Origin of the sequence: Desulfocicer vacuolatum DSM 3385 (genome assembly GCF_900176365.1) — a bacterium.
Classification (GTDB): Bacteria; Desulfobacterota; Desulfobacteria; order Desulfobacterales; family Desulfobacteraceae; genus Desulfocicer; species Desulfocicer vacuolatum.
In genome coordinates, this window is the sequence record NZ_FWXY01000009.1 from 29,548 (window position 1) to 51,452 (window position 21,905).

General features: G+C 46.2%; 17 protein-coding genes. 10 read left to right on the plus strand and 7 right to left on the minus strand.

The window, feature by feature from the left end:
- Positions 1-47 precede the first annotated feature (47 nt).
- Both B9A32_RS09615 and B9A32_RS09620 read left to right on the plus strand, forming a co-directional pair.
- Positions 48-800, plus strand: coding sequence for a sulfite exporter TauE/SafE family protein (locus tag B9A32_RS09615; RefSeq protein ID WP_084068817.1), 753 nt, complete (start codon positions 48-50; stop codon positions 798-800).
- 210 nt (positions 801-1,010) lie between these two features.
- Positions 1,011-1,925 carry an HpcH/HpaI aldolase/citrate lyase family protein gene (locus B9A32_RS09620; protein WP_084068819.1) on the plus strand — a complete coding sequence of 305 codons (915 nt, stop codon included), beginning with the start codon at positions 1,011-1,013 and terminating at the stop codon, positions 1,923-1,925.
- A 121-nt stretch (positions 1,926-2,046) separates the two neighbouring features.
- Here the strand turns inward: B9A32_RS09620 and B9A32_RS09625 are convergent, their stop codons facing one another.
- Positions 2,047-2,769: an AraC family transcriptional regulator gene (locus B9A32_RS09625; protein WP_170923782.1), complete on the minus strand. Its 723-nt coding sequence runs from the start codon at positions 2,767-2,769 to the stop codon at positions 2,047-2,049.
- A gap of 154 nt (positions 2,770-2,923) precedes the next feature.
- Between B9A32_RS09625 and B9A32_RS09630 the strand changes: the two genes are divergently transcribed.
- Positions 2,924-4,078: an MFS transporter gene (locus B9A32_RS09630; RefSeq protein ID WP_084068823.1), complete on the plus strand. Its 1,155-nt coding sequence runs from the start codon at positions 2,924-2,926 to the stop codon at positions 4,076-4,078.
- A gap of 275 nt (positions 4,079-4,353) precedes the next feature.
- Here B9A32_RS09630 and B9A32_RS09635 read toward each other — a convergent pair whose 3' ends face one another.
- Complete coding sequence (locus B9A32_RS09635) at positions 4,354-4,701, minus strand: hypothetical protein (protein ID WP_084068825.1); 348 nt, start codon at positions 4,699-4,701, stop codon at positions 4,354-4,356.
- 1,045 nt (positions 4,702-5,746) lie between these two features.
- On the opposite strand from B9A32_RS09635, the gene B9A32_RS09640 reads away from it, so the two are divergent.
- Together B9A32_RS09640 and B9A32_RS09650 are read left to right on the plus strand one after the other, a co-directional pair.
- Positions 5,747-6,730 (plus strand): NAD(P)H-binding protein, encoded by a 984-nt coding sequence (locus tag B9A32_RS09640; RefSeq protein ID WP_084068827.1) that lies wholly within the window; start codon positions 5,747-5,749, stop codon positions 6,728-6,730.
- A gap of 405 nt (positions 6,731-7,135) precedes the next feature.
- Complete coding sequence (locus B9A32_RS09650; protein ID WP_212637884.1) at positions 7,136-8,065, plus strand: MBL fold metallo-hydrolase; 930 nt, start codon at positions 7,136-7,138, stop codon at positions 8,063-8,065.
- Positions 8,066-8,455: 390 nt separating this feature from the next.
- Here the strand turns inward: B9A32_RS09650 and betA are convergent, their stop codons facing one another.
- From betA to B9A32_RS09665, 3 genes are all read right to left on the minus strand, one after another.
- On the minus strand, positions 8,456-10,111 hold the full coding sequence (gene betA / locus B9A32_RS09655; RefSeq protein WP_084069117.1) for a choline dehydrogenase: 1,656 nt from the start codon (positions 10,109-10,111) through the stop codon (positions 8,456-8,458).
- A 420-nt stretch (positions 10,112-10,531) separates the two neighbouring features.
- Positions 10,532-11,131, minus strand: coding sequence for a TetR/AcrR family transcriptional regulator (locus B9A32_RS09660; protein ID WP_084068834.1), 600 nt, complete (start codon positions 11,129-11,131; stop codon positions 10,532-10,534).
- Positions 11,112-13,529 (minus strand): aldehyde ferredoxin oxidoreductase C-terminal domain-containing protein, encoded by a 2,418-nt coding sequence (locus B9A32_RS09665; RefSeq protein WP_084068836.1) that lies wholly within the window; start codon positions 13,527-13,529, stop codon positions 11,112-11,114. The genes B9A32_RS09660 and B9A32_RS09665 overlap by 20 nt, the downstream gene beginning before the upstream one ends.
- Before the next feature lie 323 nt (positions 13,530-13,852).
- Here B9A32_RS09665 and B9A32_RS09670 point away from each other — a divergent pair, with 323 nt between their 5' ends.
- The 5 genes from B9A32_RS09670 (at position 13,853) to B9A32_RS09690 (ending at position 18,519) form a co-directional block, all read left to right on the plus strand.
- On the plus strand, positions 13,853-14,560 hold the full coding sequence (locus B9A32_RS09670) for an ABC transporter ATP-binding protein (RefSeq protein WP_084068838.1): 708 nt from the start codon (positions 13,853-13,855) through the stop codon (positions 14,558-14,560).
- Positions 14,557-15,261, plus strand: coding sequence for an ABC transporter ATP-binding protein (locus B9A32_RS09675; RefSeq protein ID WP_084068840.1), 705 nt, complete (start codon positions 14,557-14,559; stop codon positions 15,259-15,261). The genes B9A32_RS09670 and B9A32_RS09675 overlap by 4 nt, the downstream gene beginning before the upstream one ends.
- Positions 15,262-15,275: 14 nt before the next feature.
- On the plus strand, positions 15,276-16,148 hold the full coding sequence (locus B9A32_RS09680) for a branched-chain amino acid ABC transporter permease (RefSeq protein WP_084068841.1): 873 nt from the start codon (positions 15,276-15,278) through the stop codon (positions 16,146-16,148).
- Between the two features lie 7 nt (positions 16,149-16,155).
- Entirely contained in the window at positions 16,156-17,127 is a 972-nt protein-coding gene (locus tag B9A32_RS09685) for a branched-chain amino acid ABC transporter permease (RefSeq protein WP_084068842.1), read from the plus strand.
- Between the two features lie 168 nt (positions 17,128-17,295).
- Positions 17,296-18,519: an ABC transporter substrate-binding protein gene (locus B9A32_RS09690; RefSeq protein WP_084068843.1), complete on the plus strand. Its 1,224-nt coding sequence runs from the start codon at positions 17,296-17,298 to the stop codon at positions 18,517-18,519.
- Positions 18,520-18,876: 357 nt separating this feature from the next.
- Here the strand turns inward: B9A32_RS09690 and B9A32_RS09695 are convergent, their stop codons facing one another.
- Positions 18,877-20,421 (minus strand): BCCT family transporter, encoded by a 1,545-nt coding sequence (locus B9A32_RS09695; protein WP_084068844.1) that lies wholly within the window; start codon positions 20,419-20,421, stop codon positions 18,877-18,879.
- Between the two features lie 487 nt (positions 20,422-20,908).
- Positions 20,909-21,598, minus strand: coding sequence for a methylenetetrahydrofolate reductase C-terminal domain-containing protein (locus B9A32_RS09700; protein ID WP_084068845.1), 690 nt, complete (start codon positions 21,596-21,598; stop codon positions 20,909-20,911).
- Positions 21,599-21,905: the final 307 nt, after the last annotated feature.

The following is a 21,905-nucleotide window of genomic DNA, read 5'->3' on the forward strand; positions in this document are numbered from 1 at the left end:
TGTTTTTTAAATTTTCCAGGTTAATAAACAATTGAAAAGAGGTTCTGATGTTTGAATTAATTACATTGATTACGATTGGTGCAACGTTTTTAATAGCTGGTAGTGTGAAAGGTGTGATTGGGCTCGGACTTCCAACAGTAAGTTTGGGCTTGCTAACCGCTACCTTAGATTTGACCACCGCAATGGCGCTATTGTTGATCCCCTCTTTTGTTACTAATGTTTGGCAAGCAGTTATTGGTGGAAATGGCAAATTTATACTTAAACGAATTTGGCCTTTTCTGTGCATAGCAACAGTAACAATTGGTATTGGTGCAACCGCCTTGAATACAATCAATCCGCTATACCTTTCAATTTTACTCGGCGTATTGCTGATTGCCTATTCTTCCCTCAATGTTTTTGGGTTTCGTCTTACAATATCGCCACAACATGAGAAATGGAGTGGCCCAATTCTGGGAACAATAAACGGAATTCTCACCGGTATGACCGGATCTTTCGTCGTGCCAGGTGTATTGTTCTTACAGGCAATTGGTCTCCCGCGTGACATGCTTGTTCAAGCAATGGGTATGTTGTTTTCCCTGTCAACAATCGGGCTTGCGTTTGCGCTTCAAAAAAGCAGTCTATTAAATCCAGAGCTTGCGACTATTTCATCATTTGCAGTTGTGCCTGCAATTATTGGAATGATACTTGGACAGAAGATAAGGAAATCCCTTTCAGAAACAAAATTTAGAAAAATTTTTTTTATTTCAATATTTGTTTTGGGAATATTCATTATTATCAAAGCAGGATTATCTCTAACATAGCAAGGAAAAAAATTCATACACACTAATCAACCGAACGAAAAATACGTTTGCGATAAGTTGAATAGAGACTCGTTATTCGCTATAATAAAAGGATTTAGAACTCTAAATTCAGGATTCCGATTAAGTTATATTATCCAGAAACCGGATGAATCTAAAATAGACGGTCTGTCACATATCTAAAACGATTATGGTAGTTTATGGGGAAAAACAATGAAACCGTTCAGATCAATGCTTTCCGTTCCAGGACATATTGAGGCAATGCATGGCAAGGCTGCCCATAGCGATGCAGATGTTGTGATGCTCGATCTCGAAGACAGCGTTCCACCGGACAAAAAAGTCAAAGCCCGTACAACGGTGATCAAATCCCTTGCCGATATGGACTGGGGCAGAAAGACGGTGGCGGTCCGGGTAAACGCATGCGATACCCGGTTTGCCTACAAGGATGTGATTCATGTGGTTGAAGCAGCCGGACAGCGCATAGATGTCCTTGTGATTCCAAAAGTCAACTGTCTGAAAGAGATCCACTTTTTTTCCTGTCTGCTGGACGGTATCCAAATGGAAAAAAACATGACTCAAGATATCCGCATCCAAGCTTCCATTGAAACGGCCCAGGGCCTTGAGGCCGTATCATCCATAGCTGGTGGAGGCCGACGACTTCACAGTCTTGTTTTTGGTATTGCCGATTATTCAGCTTCAATCGGCGTAGGGCTGACGTCTGTTTCAGGACACGGCGAAAGCGACGATGAACACTATCCCGGGCACCGGTGGCATTATCCCATCAGCAAAATGGTTGCTGCGGCAAAGGCCAACAACCTTCTGGCAATTGACGCCACCTATGGGGATTTTAAAAATCTGGAAGGTCTCCGGCAGTCCGCTGCCATGGCCCATGCCATGGGGTGTGACGGCAAGTGGGTTATCCATCCGGCCCAGATTGATACGGTAAACCAGGTATTTACCCCTTCAGAACAGGAAATCGCCAGGGCAAGGGCAATCATTGAGGCGGTGGACATCGCAGAAATTTCTGGAAGGGGAGCCATTGCCATTGAGGGTAAAATGGTTGACCAGGCAACCGTGAGGCTGGCAAGGCTGCTATGGGAGCAGGCATCCCATCTTGGGCTCGTCTAAAGCGTTTTTCATTTAACACCTCCATGTGGGTTATTAACGTTCGTAGCCCTCTCTTAGGAAAGTGTTCACAAATACCCTATTACTTCAGTTATACTGCCATGGGGCTTTCCAGACAGCAGGGTCATGAATTAAAAAATTGTCCCGGGGTACAGCCTAACGATTTTCGGAACATATAAATAAAGGCGCTTACACTTTCATACCCCACATCAAAAGCCACTTCCTTAACCGCCATCCCCTGGGCCAGCAGACTCAAAGCTTCAATGAGTTTTGCCTGCTGGCGCCATTGCCGAAAAGTCATTCCTGTTTCTTTTACGAAAAGCCGGGCCAGCGTTCTTTCCGATGCTCCCACCACCTTTCCCCAGCTTGCGAGAGTACGGTTATCAGAAGGATTTTCAGCAAAACTATTTGTAATTTTCAGCAAGCGGTTATCCCAGGGAGCGGGAAGTAATAATGGCGTCGTATCCAATGTTTTAAGGTTATCCACAATGACGTCCATTACCCGGGCTTCAGGGCTGTTTTCAACATAATCGGGAGTTATTTCCGTGGCATGCTTAATAAGTTCCTTTAGCAGGGGGGTGACGGTGACAACGCAACATTGATCAGGAAATTTAGAAAAATGATTGGGTTTAAAATATATATTGCGCATTGCCAGAACGCCGGTTGCTTCAATTTTATGGAAGATGTTGGACGGAATCCAAACGGCTCGATTGTTCGGAACCACCCAGATGCCAGCCTCTGTGGTAACTTTCACCACACCCTGTGAAGCGTATAAAAACTGTATGGGAATGTGGTGATGAAATGGATAATTTAAGCCATTGGGATAATAAAATGCTTTGGCGAGCATTTTTTGCGGCTTTTCCATAAATCGTTCAAGAAAATCATCTGGCTCAAAAATTGTCTTTTCCTCGATATCATTGGTCTTCATTGCGATAACAAGATATACAAAAAAACTGCTATAGTAAATGTGTTTTACTAATAATTGATGAGAGGTATCACACATGAACCATCGCATGCTGAGTTTGTTATCATTGGGTCACCTGGCCAACGATATGAACCAGGGAGCCCTTCCCGCACTTTTACCGTTTTTGATTGCCAAACACAATTTGACGTATAGTGCCGCTGCGGGAATCATGTTTGCCTTCACCATCTCTTCAACTATTATTCAACCCCTGATGGGGCACCTGGCAGATCGTTTTAATAAAAGCTGGTTAATTCCCGCCGGGATGCTCATGGCCGGTGGCGGCTTGGCATTTACCGGGCTTGCTCCAGGATATATCATGATTGTTTTTGCCGTTATCATGAGTGGTATGGGCAGTGCCGCGTTTCATCCGGAAGCCGCTCGGCATGTTGACTTATACTGCGGTAATAAAAAGGCAACAGCCATGAGTGTTTTTGGTGTGGGCGGAAATATGGGTTTTTCTCTGGGGCCTTTGCTAATGACCGCCGCTGTTCTTTATTGGGGTTTGAAAGGAACAATGATAATGATCGTTCCGGTTGTTATTGTCGCGTTTGTTTCCCTTACGCAACTCAGGCAATCAATAACTCCTGAAACATCACCAAAAACGGTACAAACCATGGCAGAGCATGAAGACGATTGGGGGGCCTTCAGCAGGCTGACATTAACCATCGTCGGCAAATCAATTATTTTTTATGCTTTACTTACCTTTGTTCCTCTTTACTGGACAACGGTTCTACAACAAACCAAACTTGCCGGGGGGATGGCACTGACCTTGTTTTCTGTGGCCGGGATTTTTGGAAATCTTCTTGGAGGGAGATTGGCAGACCGTTTTGGGTATAAAACTATTGTTATTGTGGGCTGTACACTATTGGTCCCCACGCTTCCGGCGTTCGTTCTGACAGATAATGTGTATTTTGCCACCGTATTGTTGGCGTTGGCCGGAGCATTACTTTTACTCACCTATGGGCCAACCGTCGTCATGGGACAAAAATATATCCCCAACCATGTCGGGTTATCATCAGGGATGACCCTTGGGGTCGCCTTTTCTGTGGGAGGCGTTGTAACACCTCTGCTCGGCTCCCTGGCTGATGCCCATGGCGTGGGGATGGCATTGTCCGCCATTACCATTATCCCGGTCTTTATAACGCTTCTGTCATTCACCCTAAAGCCTCTTAAATTGCACGCCATTGTATAAAACCAGATCCCCGGTGTTTATGCTTCTATGACGTTTGTGAATTTTTTTGTTTTTCATGGGTGCTGAATGCCACAATAGGTGACAGATTCCATCTGTCCTACTGCATCGTCAAATCTTAATTTTAGGATTGCCGGTTTTCAAATATCCTATGGTTGCAATTTACCGGCGCATGGTCATCGGTGTCTCACTTACATTGGCACAGAGGGGCATAAAAAAAGCCGACTCCAGAAAAAAGGAGCCGGCCTGATTCTTTAACTATCCTGTGGCGGGAATTTTTATTTGTCTATAACGTTCATTTCCTGCCATAAAATCAAGTCCAATAAGTAAAGTTCATATTGTCCAAAGGTGTTCTCAATCCAATCCTTCAGTACTTTTAAATCTCCGTCATGCAAGGCATTGCCAAACATATCAATTCTGGTGTCATCATCAATGGTATAACCCAGTTTCTCAATGCTTTTGTCAATGACATTGGCAGCAAGTTCCCCTGGCTCAAATTTTTTAATCCATATATTTTTTGCCAGCAATTTTAAATCATCCAAAAGTCTGGAATCTATTTTTGTTATGTCCACCAGGTGTTTTTCAGTGCTTTGCGTTGTCTGTGAAATGAGTTCAGTTGTTTTCATTTTCTCTCCTTGGTGTTTTAGTTGTTTATTCGTTTTGGTCGATTTTACAGGAACGGGCCTGCTTATGTTTTCGGAGATATCCGAAAATAGTCGCTACGATATATAAACTCCATGGATAATGCACATACAGCTCTGATTTTTCTTTGGTTTTCTAACAGCATAAACTAATGAGCATAGGGTATTAACAGTATGACCTGTCAGTCAGTAGCAAAAGAAGGAGAGGGGGTCAATGATTTTTAGCGTATTTTTACTATTATATAATCTCCATCAAACGCTTAATATTATTCATAAAATCATTATGCTTTTGCCGGTGGGTCCATTGTGTTTTTATGAATGCCTTTTGTTGTTGTTTTTTTTATATGAAATACTCCGAAAATTTAAGGCGTATTTCAAGCTTCGTTGTGGGCAGAACGAGATCAAAATAAGATCTGCCCGTGGCAGTTTATATGAAATACTCCGCAAACCGGGGATGCATTTCAAGTTTTGTTGTGGGCAGAGCCGGATCAGAATACGGTCCGCCCGTGGCGGTTATATAGTTTTTTACCGGTATTTTAAAATTGAAGTTATTAAGACACTTGAAATCATCGGTCTTATGCTTTAGTTTTCTGTGGTTCATTGAAAGTCTCCTTTTCTGTGATCTTTGAGCGATTCACGGTTGGGGAGGCTTTTTTATATTTTGTAAATGTCAAATTGGGGAGGCTTTCCGGCAAAACCCGGGACTGCCTCTTTGTTTTTTTATTAGAAAATAAAACTTCCGGGTAACCTCAGAAGAGCCCCCCCCCGAGGGGTAATAGGAACCGGCCAATCGAGCTGTCTACAGTTCCGGGCCGGGACCATTACCCCTCGGGGGGGCGGCATGACACCATTTTCAATGGCGGCATGACACCATTTTCAATATTTGTTGTGTCCGTGAGGACATGCTCGTTATATGAAGTATTCCGCAAATCAGGGGCGTATTTCAAGCTTTGTTGTGGGCAGAACCGGATTAGAATACGATCTGCCCATGGCAGTTAATTAAAAATATAAAAGCAGGAGAGTTTATATCATGTCTAAACCCGTAGTACTCATCACCTCTGCAACAGGGCGCATCGGCAGAGAACTGGTGGCCCGCCTGGCCAAGAGCAATAAATTTACCATACGTGTCTGCTATTTCACCGAAGGAAAAGCTGAATCTCTTGGGAAACTCGGTGCTGATGAGTTTGTGCAATTTGATTTAAATAACCCCGATACATGGCAGGCAGCTCTTGAGGGTGTCACAGCTGTCTATTCCGCATCCCTTGATCCCATGCTGGAAGGTCACCTTGCCTTTTGTAAAGAACTTGGTAAGCATAAGGATCATATCACCCATGTTGTTAGAATCAGTTGCATGGGGGCGGACACAAATACGGCATCTTATGATCCTGAAAAACATGCATCACGCAAAGGCGCTTCCATTCCGCTCATGCTGCAGCATTATTGGTGGGGGGAAAAGGCGCTGATAGATGAAGGGCTCAACGTTACGGTATTGCGAAATAATTTTTTCATGAACCATTTGCTCAAGACAGATTGTGAAAATATCGAAAAAGAGGGTTGGTTTACAAATCCCTTGGGTGATGCCCGAAATTCATTTGTATCCACAAGGGATATTGCAGAAGCTGCTGCCGTAGTATTAATTGAAGGACCTGAAAAACACGCAGATAAATTTTATGATATTACTGGACCGGAACCCCAGTCCATGGCGGAAATTGCAGCGGATCTGGGTCGTGCCATGGAAAAGGACATTGAATACCGTGCCCAATCCATGTCCGATTTTGAACGTGATTTTGGCAGTACGCGGGCTGAATTTTTCGAATACCTTTCAAATGGATTTTATTGCCGCTGCAGTCCTGATTTTTATAATATCACCGGTCACAAACCCACTTCTTATTACGATTATCTCATGACAAAGGGTATGTGTGACGAAACAGGCCTTGAAGAGTTATGGCAGGGAAACCTTTGGAAAAAAGGCGAAGATGCCATGAAAAATGCCGCGGCATTACAAGATAAATAATAATCGCACAGAATTTTTTGTGTGGCATAAGGTTGAGTCCTTTTAAGTTGTATTACCAATGAGCACGCCGCCCCTGAGGGGCAATGGTCCCGGCCCGGAACTGTAGACAGCTCAATTGTCCGGTTCCTATTGCCCGTCGGGGGGGCGGCTTTGCTGAGGTTGCCTTGGAAGCTGCCTTTTCATATAACTGCCATGGGCAGATCATATTGGGATTTGACCTGCCCACAACGAAATTTGAAACTCTAATCATTGCAATGCTTTGGGTGGAGTTTCATATAAACTGCCATGGGCAGACCTTGTTTTGATCCGGCCCTGCCCACAACAAAGCTTGAAACACACCCTTGATTTTGGGAGTATTTCATATAAAAAACAGCATATAATGATCATATCCTGTTGACTCGTGTTTTGAAATGGTATGTAATCATCCAGATGATTATTAAAGAAATTGGAGAAATTGGTAATGGATTTTACGCGGTGGGGTCTGCAGGGGTACCGGTTTACCTTTTAGACGGGCCTGTGCCTGTTCTGTTTGATGCTGGATTGACTGCCGGGGCGTTCTTATATGAAGCTGGGATAAAACAGATCTTGGGAGAACGCGTGCCTGAATATCTGTTTTTAACCCATTCCCACTTTGATCATGTGGGGGCGGCGAGTCATTTTAAGGATGTCTGGCAGGATCTTAAAATCAGTGGGGCTGTGCATTGTTCTGAAATTTTGCAAAAGACCAAAGCGGTTCAATTGATGCGAAATTTGAACTTTGAAGGCGCAAGGCTTATTAAAGAATCAGGTTTGGAGCCCATTAACGATAATGGCTTTGAATCGTTTAATCTGGATATCCTGCTTCAACCGGACCAGACCATTGAGCTTGGACCGGGACTAAGTGTGGTGGCCCTGAATACGCCTGGGCATACATGGGATTTTATGAGTTACTGGATTCCTGAAAAAAAGATCCTGGTTGCCTCGGAAGCCGTTGCCATGTATGAGGCCAATGGAGATCTTCAGTCTGAATTTCTTGTTGATTTTGATGCGTATATTGACTCTTTGAAGGTGCTTAAAAAACTGGGTGCTGAAATTTTGTGCCTGGGCCATCATGTGGTGTGCACCGGTGAAGATGCCGTGGCGCACATCGAAAATTCTTTTCAGGCGTCAATGGATTATCTGATCATGACGGAAAAATTTCTTGCCCAGGAAAAAGGGGCGGTTGACAAAGTTGTTGAATTGGTGAAAAAAGCGGAATGGGATACTCGGCCATGGCCTAAACAACCAGAGTCTGCGTATTTGTTAAATACATGGCAGCGGGTGAATACCATCTGGAATCGGATGAATCGAAATTAGGTAAATATTGGGTCAATACCCCATTTCTATCTGTTTTGGCCTGCTTTTTTTATAAGAAAGTAATTTTAAATATCATAATTTCAGATATATACAGAACGGTAGAACCATTCGGATATTTTTATAATAGACTTTCATTATTTGTTGTGATGCAGCGCATCATGGCCGTTATATGAAAAAGCAGGTACTGGGTATTAGGTGCTGGGTGTTCGCAGCAACTACTTTTTCATTGTTCGTTGTGGCTGGTGGTTACAGCCATGTCTGTTATATGAAAAGGCAGCTTCCAAGGCAACCTCAGCAGAGCCGCCCCCCCGACGGGCAATAGGAACCGGACAATTGAGCTGTCTACAGTTCCGGTCCGGGACCATTGCCCGTCGGGGGGCGGCGGTATAATTATTTTTTTTCGTGTTTATAAAAATCAGATGTCCCGGGGGCAGCCAGGGCATTACCCAGAATAAGATCCGCTGCCTTTTCTGCGATCATCACCACCGGGGCATAGATATTGCCGTTTGTCACATAGGGCATCACCGATGCATCCACCACCCGAAGGCCTTCCACGCCATGTACTTTTAAGCTGTCCGGGGCCACAACCGCCATGTTATCAGTGCCCATTTTACAGGTGCAGGAGGGATGCAGGGCCGTTTCACTGTCTTTTTTAACCCAGTCCAGAATTTCCTGATCTGTCTCCACTCCGGGACCTGGAGATGTTTCTCCGGCGTTGAATTCAGCCATGGCAGGCTGGTTCAATATATTACGGGCGCATCTGATGGCTTCCACCCATTCCCGACGATCCTGTTCCGTGGAAAGATAATTAAACTGAAGTTTTGGATGAACTCCGGGATCGGTGGACTGGATTTTTACAGAGCCCCTTGCATCGGAGTTCATGGGACCCACATGAACCTGATATCCATGTTCCTGGCTGGGCTGACTGCCATCATACCGAATGGCCAGGGGAAGAAAATGAAACTGCAGGTTGGGGTACTCAACCTCATCATTGCTCCTTATAAATCCACCGGCTTCAAAATGATTGGTGGCCGCAGCTCCCTTTCTCTGGAACAGCCACTGGAATCCGATAAACGGCTTTTTCCACAGGGCCAGGGCAGGGTTCATGCTCACCGGTTTTTTGCATGCATATTGAACATAGACCTCCAGGTGATCCTGGAGATTTTCTCCCACGCCGGGTAGATCATGTACCACATCAAGTCCAAGTGCTTGTAATTCAGCGGCATTTCCAACCCCGGATAACTGAAGAGTCTGGGGGGAATTAATGGCGCCGCCGCAACAGATCACCTCCCCTGCAAAGGCTTTTTTCACGGTGTTGGATTTTCCTTTTGTGTATTCAACCCCCCCCGCTCTTTTTCCCTGGAAAATAATTTTTGTGGTAAAGGCCCGGCAGATTACGTCAAGGTTTGGACGCTTTTTTAACACCGGATGGAGATAGGCCCTGGCAGCACTCAAACGCCTGGCCCGGAAAATGTTGCGGTCAAATCTGCCAAATCCTTCCTGTTGATATCCGTTGACATCATCGGTGAGGGGGTATCCTGCTTCCTTGGCTGCGGCCATGAATCCCCCAAAAAGGGGATTGGTACAGGGACCGGTTTCCAAAAGAAGGGGACCGTTCACCCCATGGTACTCATCAGCCCCCATGAGACGATTTTCAGCCCGTTTAAAATAGGGAAGACAATTGGCATAATCCCAGTTTTCCATGCCGGGATCTTTGCTCCACTTTTCATAGTCCATGGCATTGCCCCGGATGTAGATCATGCCGTTGATGCTGGAAGACCCCCCCAGAACCTTGCCCCGGCCGTGGAAGACACGACGGTTTTCCATGTTGGGTTCGGGTTCTGATTCGTAGCACCAGTCATAAAATTTATTACCCAGGGGAAACGTAAGGCCGGCGGGCATGTGAATAAAAACATCCCATATATAGTCCGGTCGACCTGCCTCAAGAACCAGAACCCTGTTTGACGGATTGGCGCTGAGCCTGTTTGCAAGTACACACCCGGCTGATCCACCCCCGATGATAATAAAATCATAATTTTTTTTCATCACACCCACTCCTTGAGTCACTGCCACGGACAGATCTGTTTTGTAGAATCCGGCCATAACAAAAGTAGAAAATTCCTGGTTTATAAATATGTTGGAAGGAGTTGCTGCGATTTCCTTCCAACCAAAAGTTGCAACAGGCACGTTTTGCATGCTGATAAGGGAGTCAGCAGTTTTCAATTTACCGTTTATCTAATATGCTACCCATAAAATATGGCGGTCTGAGTTTTGTAAATGGTAAATCAATAAGATCTGACTCCCTAAACTTCCGGTTAATCTAAAGCTTTTTAATCTTGCAATAATACCTATTTTCCGGTGCACCATATATTGTATTTGAATGAAGCACCGGCCCACAATAGGTGGCGCTGATTTTGACAAGTGATCTTGTGGGGTTAAGATGTTTAAACATGTTTTTAATGGGCATTATTCTCCGGGTTTTGCCAGGGCATTCATGCTGAGAAATCCCTGTACCAGCTCTTCAATACTCATCTCTCCTTCCCGCAGCAACGCCTGCACTGCCACACCCTGGAGTCCGGCGATGAATCCAATGGCAATGGCCCGGTTTATTTTTTCCTGGGAAAATTTGTTTAATGCCGCTTCAAAGGCGTCCACAAACCGATCATAAACCGCCTGAACCTTTAGAATTACCGGTCCTCTGATGCTGCTGAACTCAGCTGCCAGGGAGGTCATGCTGATGATGATATCAGGATCTGTATGAAATCGTTTGACAAATATATCAGCCATTCCTGTGATCATGGTCCGGCGATCCCGGTGATCCCGGGCCAGAAATTCAATATATTCTTCAAAATTGTGATCCAGGTTTTCCACCACCGCATCCAGAATATCTTTTTTAGATCCAAAGTGATGAAATACGGCTCCGGTGGTCATGCCGATGTGCTGGGCAATATCTTGTATGGTGGTCTTATGAAAACCCAATGTGGCAAAAAGATGGGTTGCCGCATCTATTATTTTTCCCCGGGTGGCAATTCTTCTGGCTTCTTTTTTATTCAATATATGGTTCATTGTGCTCTACTCCCAAACGTTTTAAGGTTGATTCCATTGGAATCCCCTTTTTACTCCATCCACGTTGTGAATAATAGTCCTGCTTCATATAATCCATATCTTCCCGGGAAATCCGATGGCCTTTGTGGGGACCGTCGGGTAACGCTTCTGCCACAAATCTTCTGGGTAACCGGTCCTGGCCGGGGTCAAGCCCCTCCCTTAAATTAAAAAGCCGGGTGAGGTTCCAGATTTTTTCTCCGGTTTCGTCAAACAAGGTCTTTTTCACCCGTTGACCTGTTGCTGCTTCAAGGAGTAACCCATAGGTCTCTTTTGAGATACCAAAGCTGCCAAAATCGCATTTTACAAGGGTGTCCAGCCCTGCTGAATAATTTTGCAGGGAATAAACCAATTCTGCTTTTCCCACAATGTCCAGGGGACCCATCTGTTTTTTCTTCCATTCCACTCCCCCCACCTCATAGGCGATGGGAAAGGCCCGCTGGTGGCATGCCCCCCGATCGGCGGTCATGATGGCAAGCCCCATTCCGGAAGCCCCCCTGGGACCCCATGCCGGCGCTTCCATGCCCTTGACGTGAACGGCGATGTCTTTGGAATCCTTGCCAATGATTGCAGCCGCTTTTTTAACACCCAGCGACAGGGTCTTTCCCAGATCGCTGTCTTGATTTGCAATGGTTTTAATGAGATATTCTGCAGCCTGGATATTGCCAAATTTAAGTTCCACTCCCTCTGGGGAATTTAACACGCCTTTTTCGCCAAGTTCCATGGCAAAGCCAATGACAGCCCCTGTGGACATGCTGTCAATGCCCAGAAGATCACACAATTTCACCAGATGGGCCACGGCCCTTACATCACTGATATCCAGATTGGCCCCCATGAGGGCTGCAGATTCATATTCCAGCATATCCGTGATAATGCCCTTGTATTTTCCGGTTCTCACAGCCCCCATTTTACTGCACCGGATGGGGCACCCCATGCAGGCGGAACTGCCCAGCCACAGATGCCGGGCCTGGCCGATGTCAGACAGCTTATTGCTTTTTTCAAAGGTTCCCCCCATGTAATTTTTATGGGGAAGTAAACCGGTTTCATTGGCATAGTCAACGGCACCGGCGGTGCCTCCGGCTTTCATGGCATCAATGTCAGCACTGGCATCCAGTTCTGTTTGGGCCTTAGCACACGCTTTAATAAAGGCGGCAGGGTTGTTAAGGCCCACAATTTGCGACCCCCGCACCGCAATGGCCTTAAGATTTTTAGACCCCATCACCGCCCCGGCACCGCCCCTTCCGGCCTGGCGATTATATTCGCAACCGATGAGGGCGTAGTTCACAAGATTTTCACCGGCCGGACCAATGGATGCCACCCGCACGGAAGTGTCTCCCAGCTCTTTTTTGATGGAATGGTTAACCGTCAGGGTATCTTTGCCCCGGAGATGAAGGGCATCCCGTATTTCAACGGTGTCATCATCAATCCAGAGATAAACCGGTTTGTCTGATTTTCCTTGAATGATAATACCGTCATAACCGGCATATTTAATTTCCGGGGCAAAATGTCCCCCAAAGTAACTGTCCAGAAAGGTGTGGGTCAACGGTGATTTTGTTACAATGCACCCCCGCATGGCAGGGGCCATGGTACCGGTGAGGGGGCCGGTCATGACCATGAGTACATTGTCTGGACCCAATGGATCGGTCCCCGGTGCAAGGAGATCATAAAGAAGTCTGGCTCCAAATCCCTTTCCTCCGATATATTGTTGTTTCATTTTGGGGGATAAAGGAATTTGCCGGGATGTTAATGTTGTCAGATCCACAAGGAGAAACTTATTCATATAACTGCCACGGGCAGGGCCTGTATCGCACCCGGATTTATCAGCCGTAAAGCTTGAAAATTTTTCAGTTTTACCGGGATTTTCACATAAAGCTTTATTCTTGTTTTTGTCTTTATTGATCCATTCAAGGGCACCGGTGGGACAGGCAGATACGCACAGAGGGTCCCCCATGCAGGTGTCGCATTTCACCGCTTTTTTTGTTTCCGGGTCCAGTTTTACCATGCCTTCGGGGCAAAACTGCACACACAATCCACACCCCACACAGCGATTTTCATCAATGAGAACCACCCCTTCATCGTTCCTTGAATAGGCGTTGGCCGGACAGACATTCATGCAATACGCATTGGCGCACTGGTTGCATATCACAGGCTTGTGGTAAAGATTTTCCTTTTTATTTTCAATCCGCAACCGGGATCGTCGGGTATTGTACCCCCCATGCCACCGCATGGAACAAGCCAGCTGACAGATATTGCAACCTGTGCAGAGATCAAAATTGGTTCTAATAAATGAATTAATGGGCCGCCTCCTTTGACTGCAATGGGTTAAAGCGGTGCTGTCTTTTAAGGGGTCTGGTCGCAACATCGTCCATCCATGGTCATCTGTGGACCGGCAGATGTTATGGCTTCTTATGGTAACAGCTTGAAATAGTAAAAATTGTTGGGGAAGTTGACTGCAAAGCAACGTCTGTACCGGGCCACAATGTTCTGATGTTGGGATCAAGCTCTTTTTCAGCGTCGAATGAATTTTGTATATCACATACTATGTAATATGCAAGTCTTTTCTCCACAATTTTATCTTGCTTTTCAAAAACCACTGTGATAGGGCTTTGGGCTATAAATCGCATATTACATACTACGTGATAGAAAACTGTATTCAACTTCAACACGAAGGAAGGAACAGTCATCATGCTTAAACTGACGAACGTCACCAAAAAATTTGGTGAACTGACCGCCGTCAATTCGCTGAGCTTTACCGTTTCCAAGGGGCAAGTGTTCGGGATTGCCGGTCCCAATGGGGCTGGAAAATCCACCCTGTATAACCTCATTTCCGGTCTCTATCCCTTTGAGGGGGCTATCTCCTTTAATGGAAAAGAAATTGCTGGATTGTCTCCCCATCAAATCGCGAAACTGGGCATTTCGCGAACGTTCCAGATTCCCCAGATATTTCCCAGCCTGAGCGTGGAAAAAAGCATTGGTGTGGGAAATCATTTTGGCAGCCGAGAGGGCTTTGAACAAGATTATGTGGACAAGGTTCTGGAATTCGTCAACCTCCATGACAAGCGACATGCCATGGTGGGGCAGCTGAATCTTCTGGATAAAAAAATGATTATGATCGGCGCGGCCCTGGCCACCAAACCGGAAGTGTTGATGCTGGATGAACCCATGGCTGGCTCCAATGCCAAGGAGATCATTCAACTGATGGAACTGATTCAACGCATCAACCGGGATCTTGGTGTCACCATTATCATTATTGAACATTTCATGAAGGTTTTGACGGAGCTGACAGAAAAGCTTTTGATCATTGAAACAGGTACGGAAATATGCTGCGGAGACCCGGTGGAGGTCACCGGTGATCCACGGGTCATTGAATGTTATCTGGGGGATGGGACATGATTAAAATTCATGATTTAAATGCATATTATGACGATTTTCATGTGCTGAAAAATGTTTCGCTGGAAGTGGGGAAGGGCGAGGTGGCGGTGATGCTTGGCCCCAACGGTCATGGTAAAAGCACTGTTTTAAAATCCATCTGCGGTCTGGTGGAAAAAGTGACAGGAAACATTACCTGGAGCGGCGAAGAGATCATCGGTCTGGGTGCAGAAAAACTCGTAAACAAAGGCATCACCTATATTGCAGAAAATCGTGAACTTTTTCCCGAGATGACGGTGATGGAAAATCTTAAACTGGGAGCCTATTCCCAGTCTGCCAGACCCCATGAAAAAGAGAATCTGGAAAAGGTGTTCTCACTGTTTCCACGCCTGGCAGATCGCCGGAAACAGCTGGCCTCCACCATGAGCGGCGGTGAAGCAAGGATGCTGGCCATTGCCAGGGGACTGATGTCCAATGCCGATTTTCTGGCCATTGACGAGCCCTCCCTGGGACTTCAACCCAACCTCAGGGATGAGGTGGCACGCATCATTAAGGAGATCAACACCCAGGGCATGACCGTCCTGGTGGTGGAGCAGAATATTCCCCAGATCACAGAGCTTGCCGATAAGCTTTACGTGCTGGAAGAGGGTAAAATTTCCTTTGAGGGCAGCAGGGAAGAGGCCCTTGGCGATGATCATTTAAAAGAAATTTTTCTTGGCATGTAACAGGAGTGACAAAGATGTTCATTGAAATAATAGACGTCATCATCAGCGGCCTGATCAACGGGTCTGTGTATGCCCTCATGGCCGTGGGCCTCACCTTGATTTACGGGGTGTCCAAGGCGTTTAATTTTGCCTATGGCTCTTTTTACAGCATGGGCGGCTATATTGCCTTTTTGCTTTTTGGCATCTCCTTTTTTAACAATTATCTCATTGTGTTCTGCCTGGCAGCTCCGGTGCTCCTGATATTTGGTTTTTTCATTGAAAAACTTTTGGTGGCTCCGCTGAGAAAAAGGGATGATTGGGAAGTAAAGGTGATGATGATCACATTGGGCTTGGCTTTGTTTCTGGATAACTCCTACCAGGTGGTTTTTGGTGCCCGGATGAAATCATTGCCTTCCATACTGGAAGGAAGCTTTGAGATGGGGGAATTTATCCTCTCCTACCAGGATGTGGTGATTTTTATCTTCTCCCTTGGCGGTATCCTTATTTTCAGATGGTTTCTTAACAATACCCGCACCGGCATGTCCGTCAGGGCCGTGGCCCAGAATCCTGCCGGTGCCCAGATTGTGGGAATCCCCAAGGAATTTGTATTTGCCGCCACCTTTGCCATCTCCACGGTGATGGTGGGCATGGGGGGTATTTTGCTGGCCCAGAAATATTTTATTACCCCCGCAGGGGGATGGGATATTTTGGTCAAAGCGTGGGTAATTACAGCTTTTGGCGGCATGGGCAGCATAAAAGGGGGGCTTTACGCCGCCTTTATCGTGGGCATGCTCGAAGCCTTTGTGGGGTGGTATTTTGGAATGACATGGACGCTCATTGCACTGTTTGCAGTCCTGTTGACAACCCTGGCCGTAAGGCCCCAGGGACTTATGGGGAAATGGGGATAAAATTATAATGGAACATAAACGTATCACCGTATTTTTGGCAATTATCTGGGGAGTGGTGGCAATCCTTCCATTGTTTTTCGGGTCCACCAATTTTATTATGCATATTCTGATCATGTGTCTCATATGGTCTGTGGTGGCCTCGTGCTGGGATCTTATCATGGGATTTGCCGGTATTTTTTCCTTTGGCCAGGTGGCTTTTTTTGTCATCGGTTCCTATTCTTCAGCCATTATTTCGGCCCGGCTGGGTGTGCCGCCTGTTTTTTCTGTGTTCATCGCAGGTATTTTCACCGCAGGTCTGGGGGTTCTGGTGGGACTTCCCTGCCTCAAGCTAAAAGGGGCATACATTGCCCTTGTCACCTTTGCCGTGCATATGATTTTAGAGCCGGTTTTGAAAGGGGATATCGGACGGGCACTTGGAACCGGGGGGGCCCGGGGGATCTTGACCATTGCCCCCATGAATATATTTGGATATACATTTACAAGCTCTGATCCCATTCCCTATTTCTATTTGTTATTTCTGGTGGCGGTTGTCTGTTCTGTTATTATACTCATGGTCATTAAATCCCATTGGGGAACCGCTTTTCTGGCATTGAAAGATGCCGAGGAATTTGCATCCTGCCTGGGGGTCAGCGCTTTTAAATATAAGCTCATGGTCTTTGCGTTGACCTCATTCTTAACAGGCATGATCGGTGGATTTTACGCCCATTATGTGGGAATGCTATCCACAAGGATGCTGGGCATTGATCTGTTTGTCACCCTCATGATTATCCTGGTCATCGGCGGTGTGGGAAAATTTCCCGGCGCAGTGATCGGGGCCTTTATCACCATTGCCGTCAACGAAATGCTCTCACCCCTGGGATCCTATCGCCCCATTATACTTGGCGGGCTGGTGGTGGTTCTGGTTCTTGCTTTGCCTGACGGTATCACTGGATTGTTTGAAAAAATGTTTTCTGAAAAAAAGCAGGGATTAAGTCATTAGGGACTCAGAGCTTATTAATTTACCATTTAATAAGCTCTGGTTATTATTTTTCGCAAATGAGACTTCGAATCAACGGTAAATTGAAAATTACTGACTCCCTTAGATTCGCTGCCTTAAAAAATATCAGTACGCTCCAGTCAACTTTTAACAATTACTTAAGGAGGTAAGATGAAAAAAACGTTAGCAGCCATGTTGATTATCATGTGCGCATTTCTTATAAATGGAAATGCCTTTGGCAGTGACACCATTAAGGTTGGCGTTCCCCTTTCCATGACAGGCCCCTACACTGACACCGGGGACAACTATTGGAAGGGTATTAAAATGGCCATTGATGAAATTAATGAAGGCGGTGGGCTCCTGGGTAAAAAAATAGAACCGGTGCGGTTTGATGCCCAGGAATTTGCCCCGGAAAGGGTGATGCAGGGCGCAGATTACCTATGCGGTAAACTCAAGGTGGACTCTGTCCATGCCGGGTGGGCCGGATGGGGACAGGATGTCCGGGCCTATGGTAAATATACGGCTCCCTTTTTTGCGGATGACGGTTCCCAGACAGCTGTGGATGTCTACAAACAAGATAAAAAACAATACAATAATATCTTTCAGCTCACAGATACCGGTATTAATCAGGGGCAGAGCATGTTTAATGTGTTGATGGCGCTGCCCTATGAGTACCCCAACAAAAAAGCCGTTATTATTACAGCGGATGATGCCTGGGGAACCGAAGTGGGGGATACCCTTAAAAAGAATTTTAAAGAAAAAGGGTGGAAGGTTGCCATGCATGAGCTGGTTCCCTATGGCACCAATCAATGGGGACCTTTACTCACAAAAATTCGTAAAATAAAACCGGCCATCATCCATGTGGAGATTGTGTCTGCCCAGGAAGTGATCACTTTTTTCCGTCAGTTCATGAAAAAACCCACCAATTCTATTCTCAGTTATGGGTATTCTCTGGTTCCAAGGGAAGTTGTGGACACCATGGGTAAAGAGGCTGACGGTCTCATTGGTGAAGTTCCCACTGCCATGCCCACCCCGGAGGCCCCCACCCCGGAAGCCCAGGCGTGGCTGGATAAATTTAAAGGCATCTGGACCCATCTGCCCCAGGCTGGATCCTGGGCCGCTTACAGCGGGGTTAAAGCTTGGGTCACTGCGGTTGAGGCGGTGGGTGATGAGAAAAAACATGAAGAGGTCTGTAATTACATTGCCACCAAGGGCTATAAAGGAGAAACCGGATGGTGGAAATGGGATGAAGACCATGTCATGAGAGCCGGCGGAGATGTCCCCATCGCCCATTACCAGGTTCAAAACGGTGAAATGATTGCCATCTTCACCGATCCACCGGCAAAGCCCTATAAGAATTATAAGTTCCAGGTTCCCAGGTGGATAAAAAAATAGCGGCCGGCCCAGAGCTCAACCTGGTTGATTTAGATTCTAATTTTTGATCTTTGTATTTTTTTTATATGAAATACTCCGCAACCCCGGGGAGTATTTCTAACTTTGTTGTGGGCGGAACCGAATCAAAATACGGTCCGCCCGTGGCGGTTATATACAATGCAGCCTCCAAGGCAACCTCAGCCGCCCCCCCGATGGGTAATAGGAACCGGCCAATTGAGCTGTCTACAGTTCCGACCGGGACCATTGCCCATCGGGGGGGGCAAATGATACCATTTGGCTCGGCGTCTACGACCCTATATTTGTTGTGTCCGCCGGGAGATGCCCGTTATGGAAAACCGGCAAGAAGGCACCTGGGCTTTAGCCCAGGGGTTGTTGACCATACTCTTCTCTTAATCCTTTTTTCAGACTGAAAAGCATTGCAAGCAGTATGACGGTGAGGGGCAGGCCGGCAACCAGTGTGGCGGACTGAAGGCATTCCAGGCCTCCGTGCAGCATCAGAGCGATGGCCACCAATCCCTGGATGGATGCCCAGAAAATACGCTGAGCATTGGGTGGATTGGTTTTGCCCCCTGCCGTCATGATACTCAGGACCAGGGTTGCCGAGTTGGACGAAGTTATGAAAAATAGAGCTGCCAGGATAATTCCGGTAATGGAAGTGATGCCGGAAAGGCGAAGATTTTGAAAAAATGTAAAAATAACGGTGGAGATTTCCTTGTCCATCACCCGGGACAGTCCTGCATCCAGGAACATTTCCATGTAGAGTGCAGATGTGCCGAAAACCGTAAACCACAAAAATGCCAGTAGCGTGGGGGCGAGGAGCACACCAAAAATGAATTCTTTGATGGTTCTTCCTTTGGAGATCCTTGCAATGAACATTCCGGCAAAGGGCGCCCAGGTGATCCACCAGGCCCAGTAGAAGATGGTCCAGGAATTTTGCCAATGGCTCCCGGCAAAGGTCTCGGTAAATAGAGATATTTCCCAGAATCGGTTGAAATAGTTGCCCAGATTCTGGGGGATGGCGTTGAGAATGAATGCAGTGGGTCCTGTAATAAAGACGAATGCCATTAGAAAAAATGCCAGGACAATGGTGATGATGCTCAGTCGTTTTATCCCGGAATATACGCCTCCGATGACAGAGATGATGACACAGGCGGTGATGATGATGACCAGTGCGATCTGCACGGTGGGGGTGATGGGGGTTCCCAGAATATAATTTACCCCCCCATTGATCTGGGATACAGCCATGGCAAGGGAGGTTGCCAGGCCGAATAAAGTGGCCACGCATGCAAAAATATCAATGGCTTTTCCCATGGGACCGTAAATTTTTTTACCGATAATGGGATAAAAAACACTGCTGACGGTCAGGGGCAGTTTTTTGCTGAATGCAAAAAAACCCAGTCCCAGTCCCACAAGGCAATACAGGGCCCATCCATGTAAACCCCAGTGAAAAAAGGTAAGTGCCATGGCAAGGTTTGCCGCTTCAACTGACTTGGCGGTGACGCCCATGGGTGGTGGGTTGATGTAATGAAAAAGGGGTTCTGCCGTGCCGAAAAATACAAGACCAATACCAATACCGGCACAGAAAATCATGGAAAACCATTCAAAAAAGTTGAACTCCGGCTTACTTTCTCTGCCGCCGAGTTTTAATTTGCCGTATCTGGAAAAAAAGAGATAAATTATATAAAAGAGAATCACATTGACCACAAGGACAAAAAACCAGCCGGTGTATTCACATACCCATAATCGAAGGTATGAAAATACATGGGCGATTGTTTGATCGCAGACTATTTCAATGATCATAGATCCTATGATAATAATTGAAGATATCCAGAAAATCGGTGGATTTATTTTAAGACCTAATGGATGTTTTTTTGTTAGCTTGCCAGATCCGTTTTTGACCATATCATCCTCTTTGGGTAATTAATTAATGACCCTGTTTTTACTATAACTGCTACGGGCAGATCTTGTTCTGCTCACAACGAAGCTTGAAATACGCCCCTGATTCACGGAGTATTTCGGGGTTGATCATAAGCTGGGCTACTATACATGAGATAATATTTTATTAGCTACAAGGGATTGTAATTACAAATATTAATTTTTACCGCCAAAATTTTATCACAAAATGGCCGACGTTATGACCAAGCCCAGTATTTCATATAAATGGGCATCTCCTGGCGGACACAACAAATATAGAGTCGTAGACGCGGAGCCAAATAGTATTATACCGCCGCCCCCCGACGGGCAATGGTCCCGGACCGGAACTGTAGACAGCTCAATTGTCCGGTTCCTATTGCCCGTCGGGGGGGGGCTCTGCCTTAGCTTGCCTTGGAGGCTGCCTTTTTATATAAAAAAAATTGCGCATCCCGGTATATTCTTACACGCCAATAACCTAATATTTTTCACAATACCTGTTTCTATAAGGCTCTTGAACAATTGTGCGTTGCAGTTGGTTTTCCCATTCTGCATGCTGGTGAATTTTCAGGATATCTTCCAGCCGGTTTTGCTTTTTAAGGCGTTCATAGATATCACACCATGCACAGGTAATATCGTAGGGAGCGTAGCTGTCAAGTTCACACTTACCGTTGCTCACGCCGCCGCAGGGTCCGTTAAAAAGACTTTTGGCGCATCGGGTCACGGGACAGATCCCACCGGTATAACCGAGAACGCAATTTCCACAGGCCCGGCATTTCTCTTCATACACGCCGATATCCCTGTCTATTCCGATGGCTATGGTGTTCACCGCCGGGAAAATGGGGATGTTAGAAAATTTTTCCGCAAGGAGCTGTATTCCGGCTCCGCATGCCATGGAGATGATACAGTCATAGTCGGCTGCAGTCTCTTCAAGTTCAACAAGATATCTTAAGTTGCATGCCCTTTCAACGGTATAGCCGTCCATACGGGTCCGCAATCCCTCGGCCTTAAAGGTTTCATTGAGCTCAATGTTCAGGGCGTTGACCTCTTTTTGACCGCCTCCCAGGCAGACGGAGGCGCACCCTCCGCATCCGATGTTCAAAACCTTGTTATAATTTTTTATAAAGGATTTGATTTCTTCAAAGGGTTTTCTTTCTATCTTAACCAACTATACCTCCTGAACAATCATTTATTTTTTTTTATATGAAATACTCCTCAAATCAGGAGCGTATTTCAAGCTTTGTTGTGGGCGGAACGGGATCAAAATACGGTCCGCCCGTGGTGGTTATATGAAATACTCCGCATAGTTATGGAGCATTTCTATTTTTGTTGTGGGCAGAACGAGATCAGAACAAGGTCTGCCCGTGGCAGTTTTATATATAATGCAGCCCCCAGGTCTACCTCAGCAGAGCCGCCCCCCCGATGGGCAATAGGAACCGGACAATTGAGCTGTCTACAGTTCCGGTCCGGGCCCA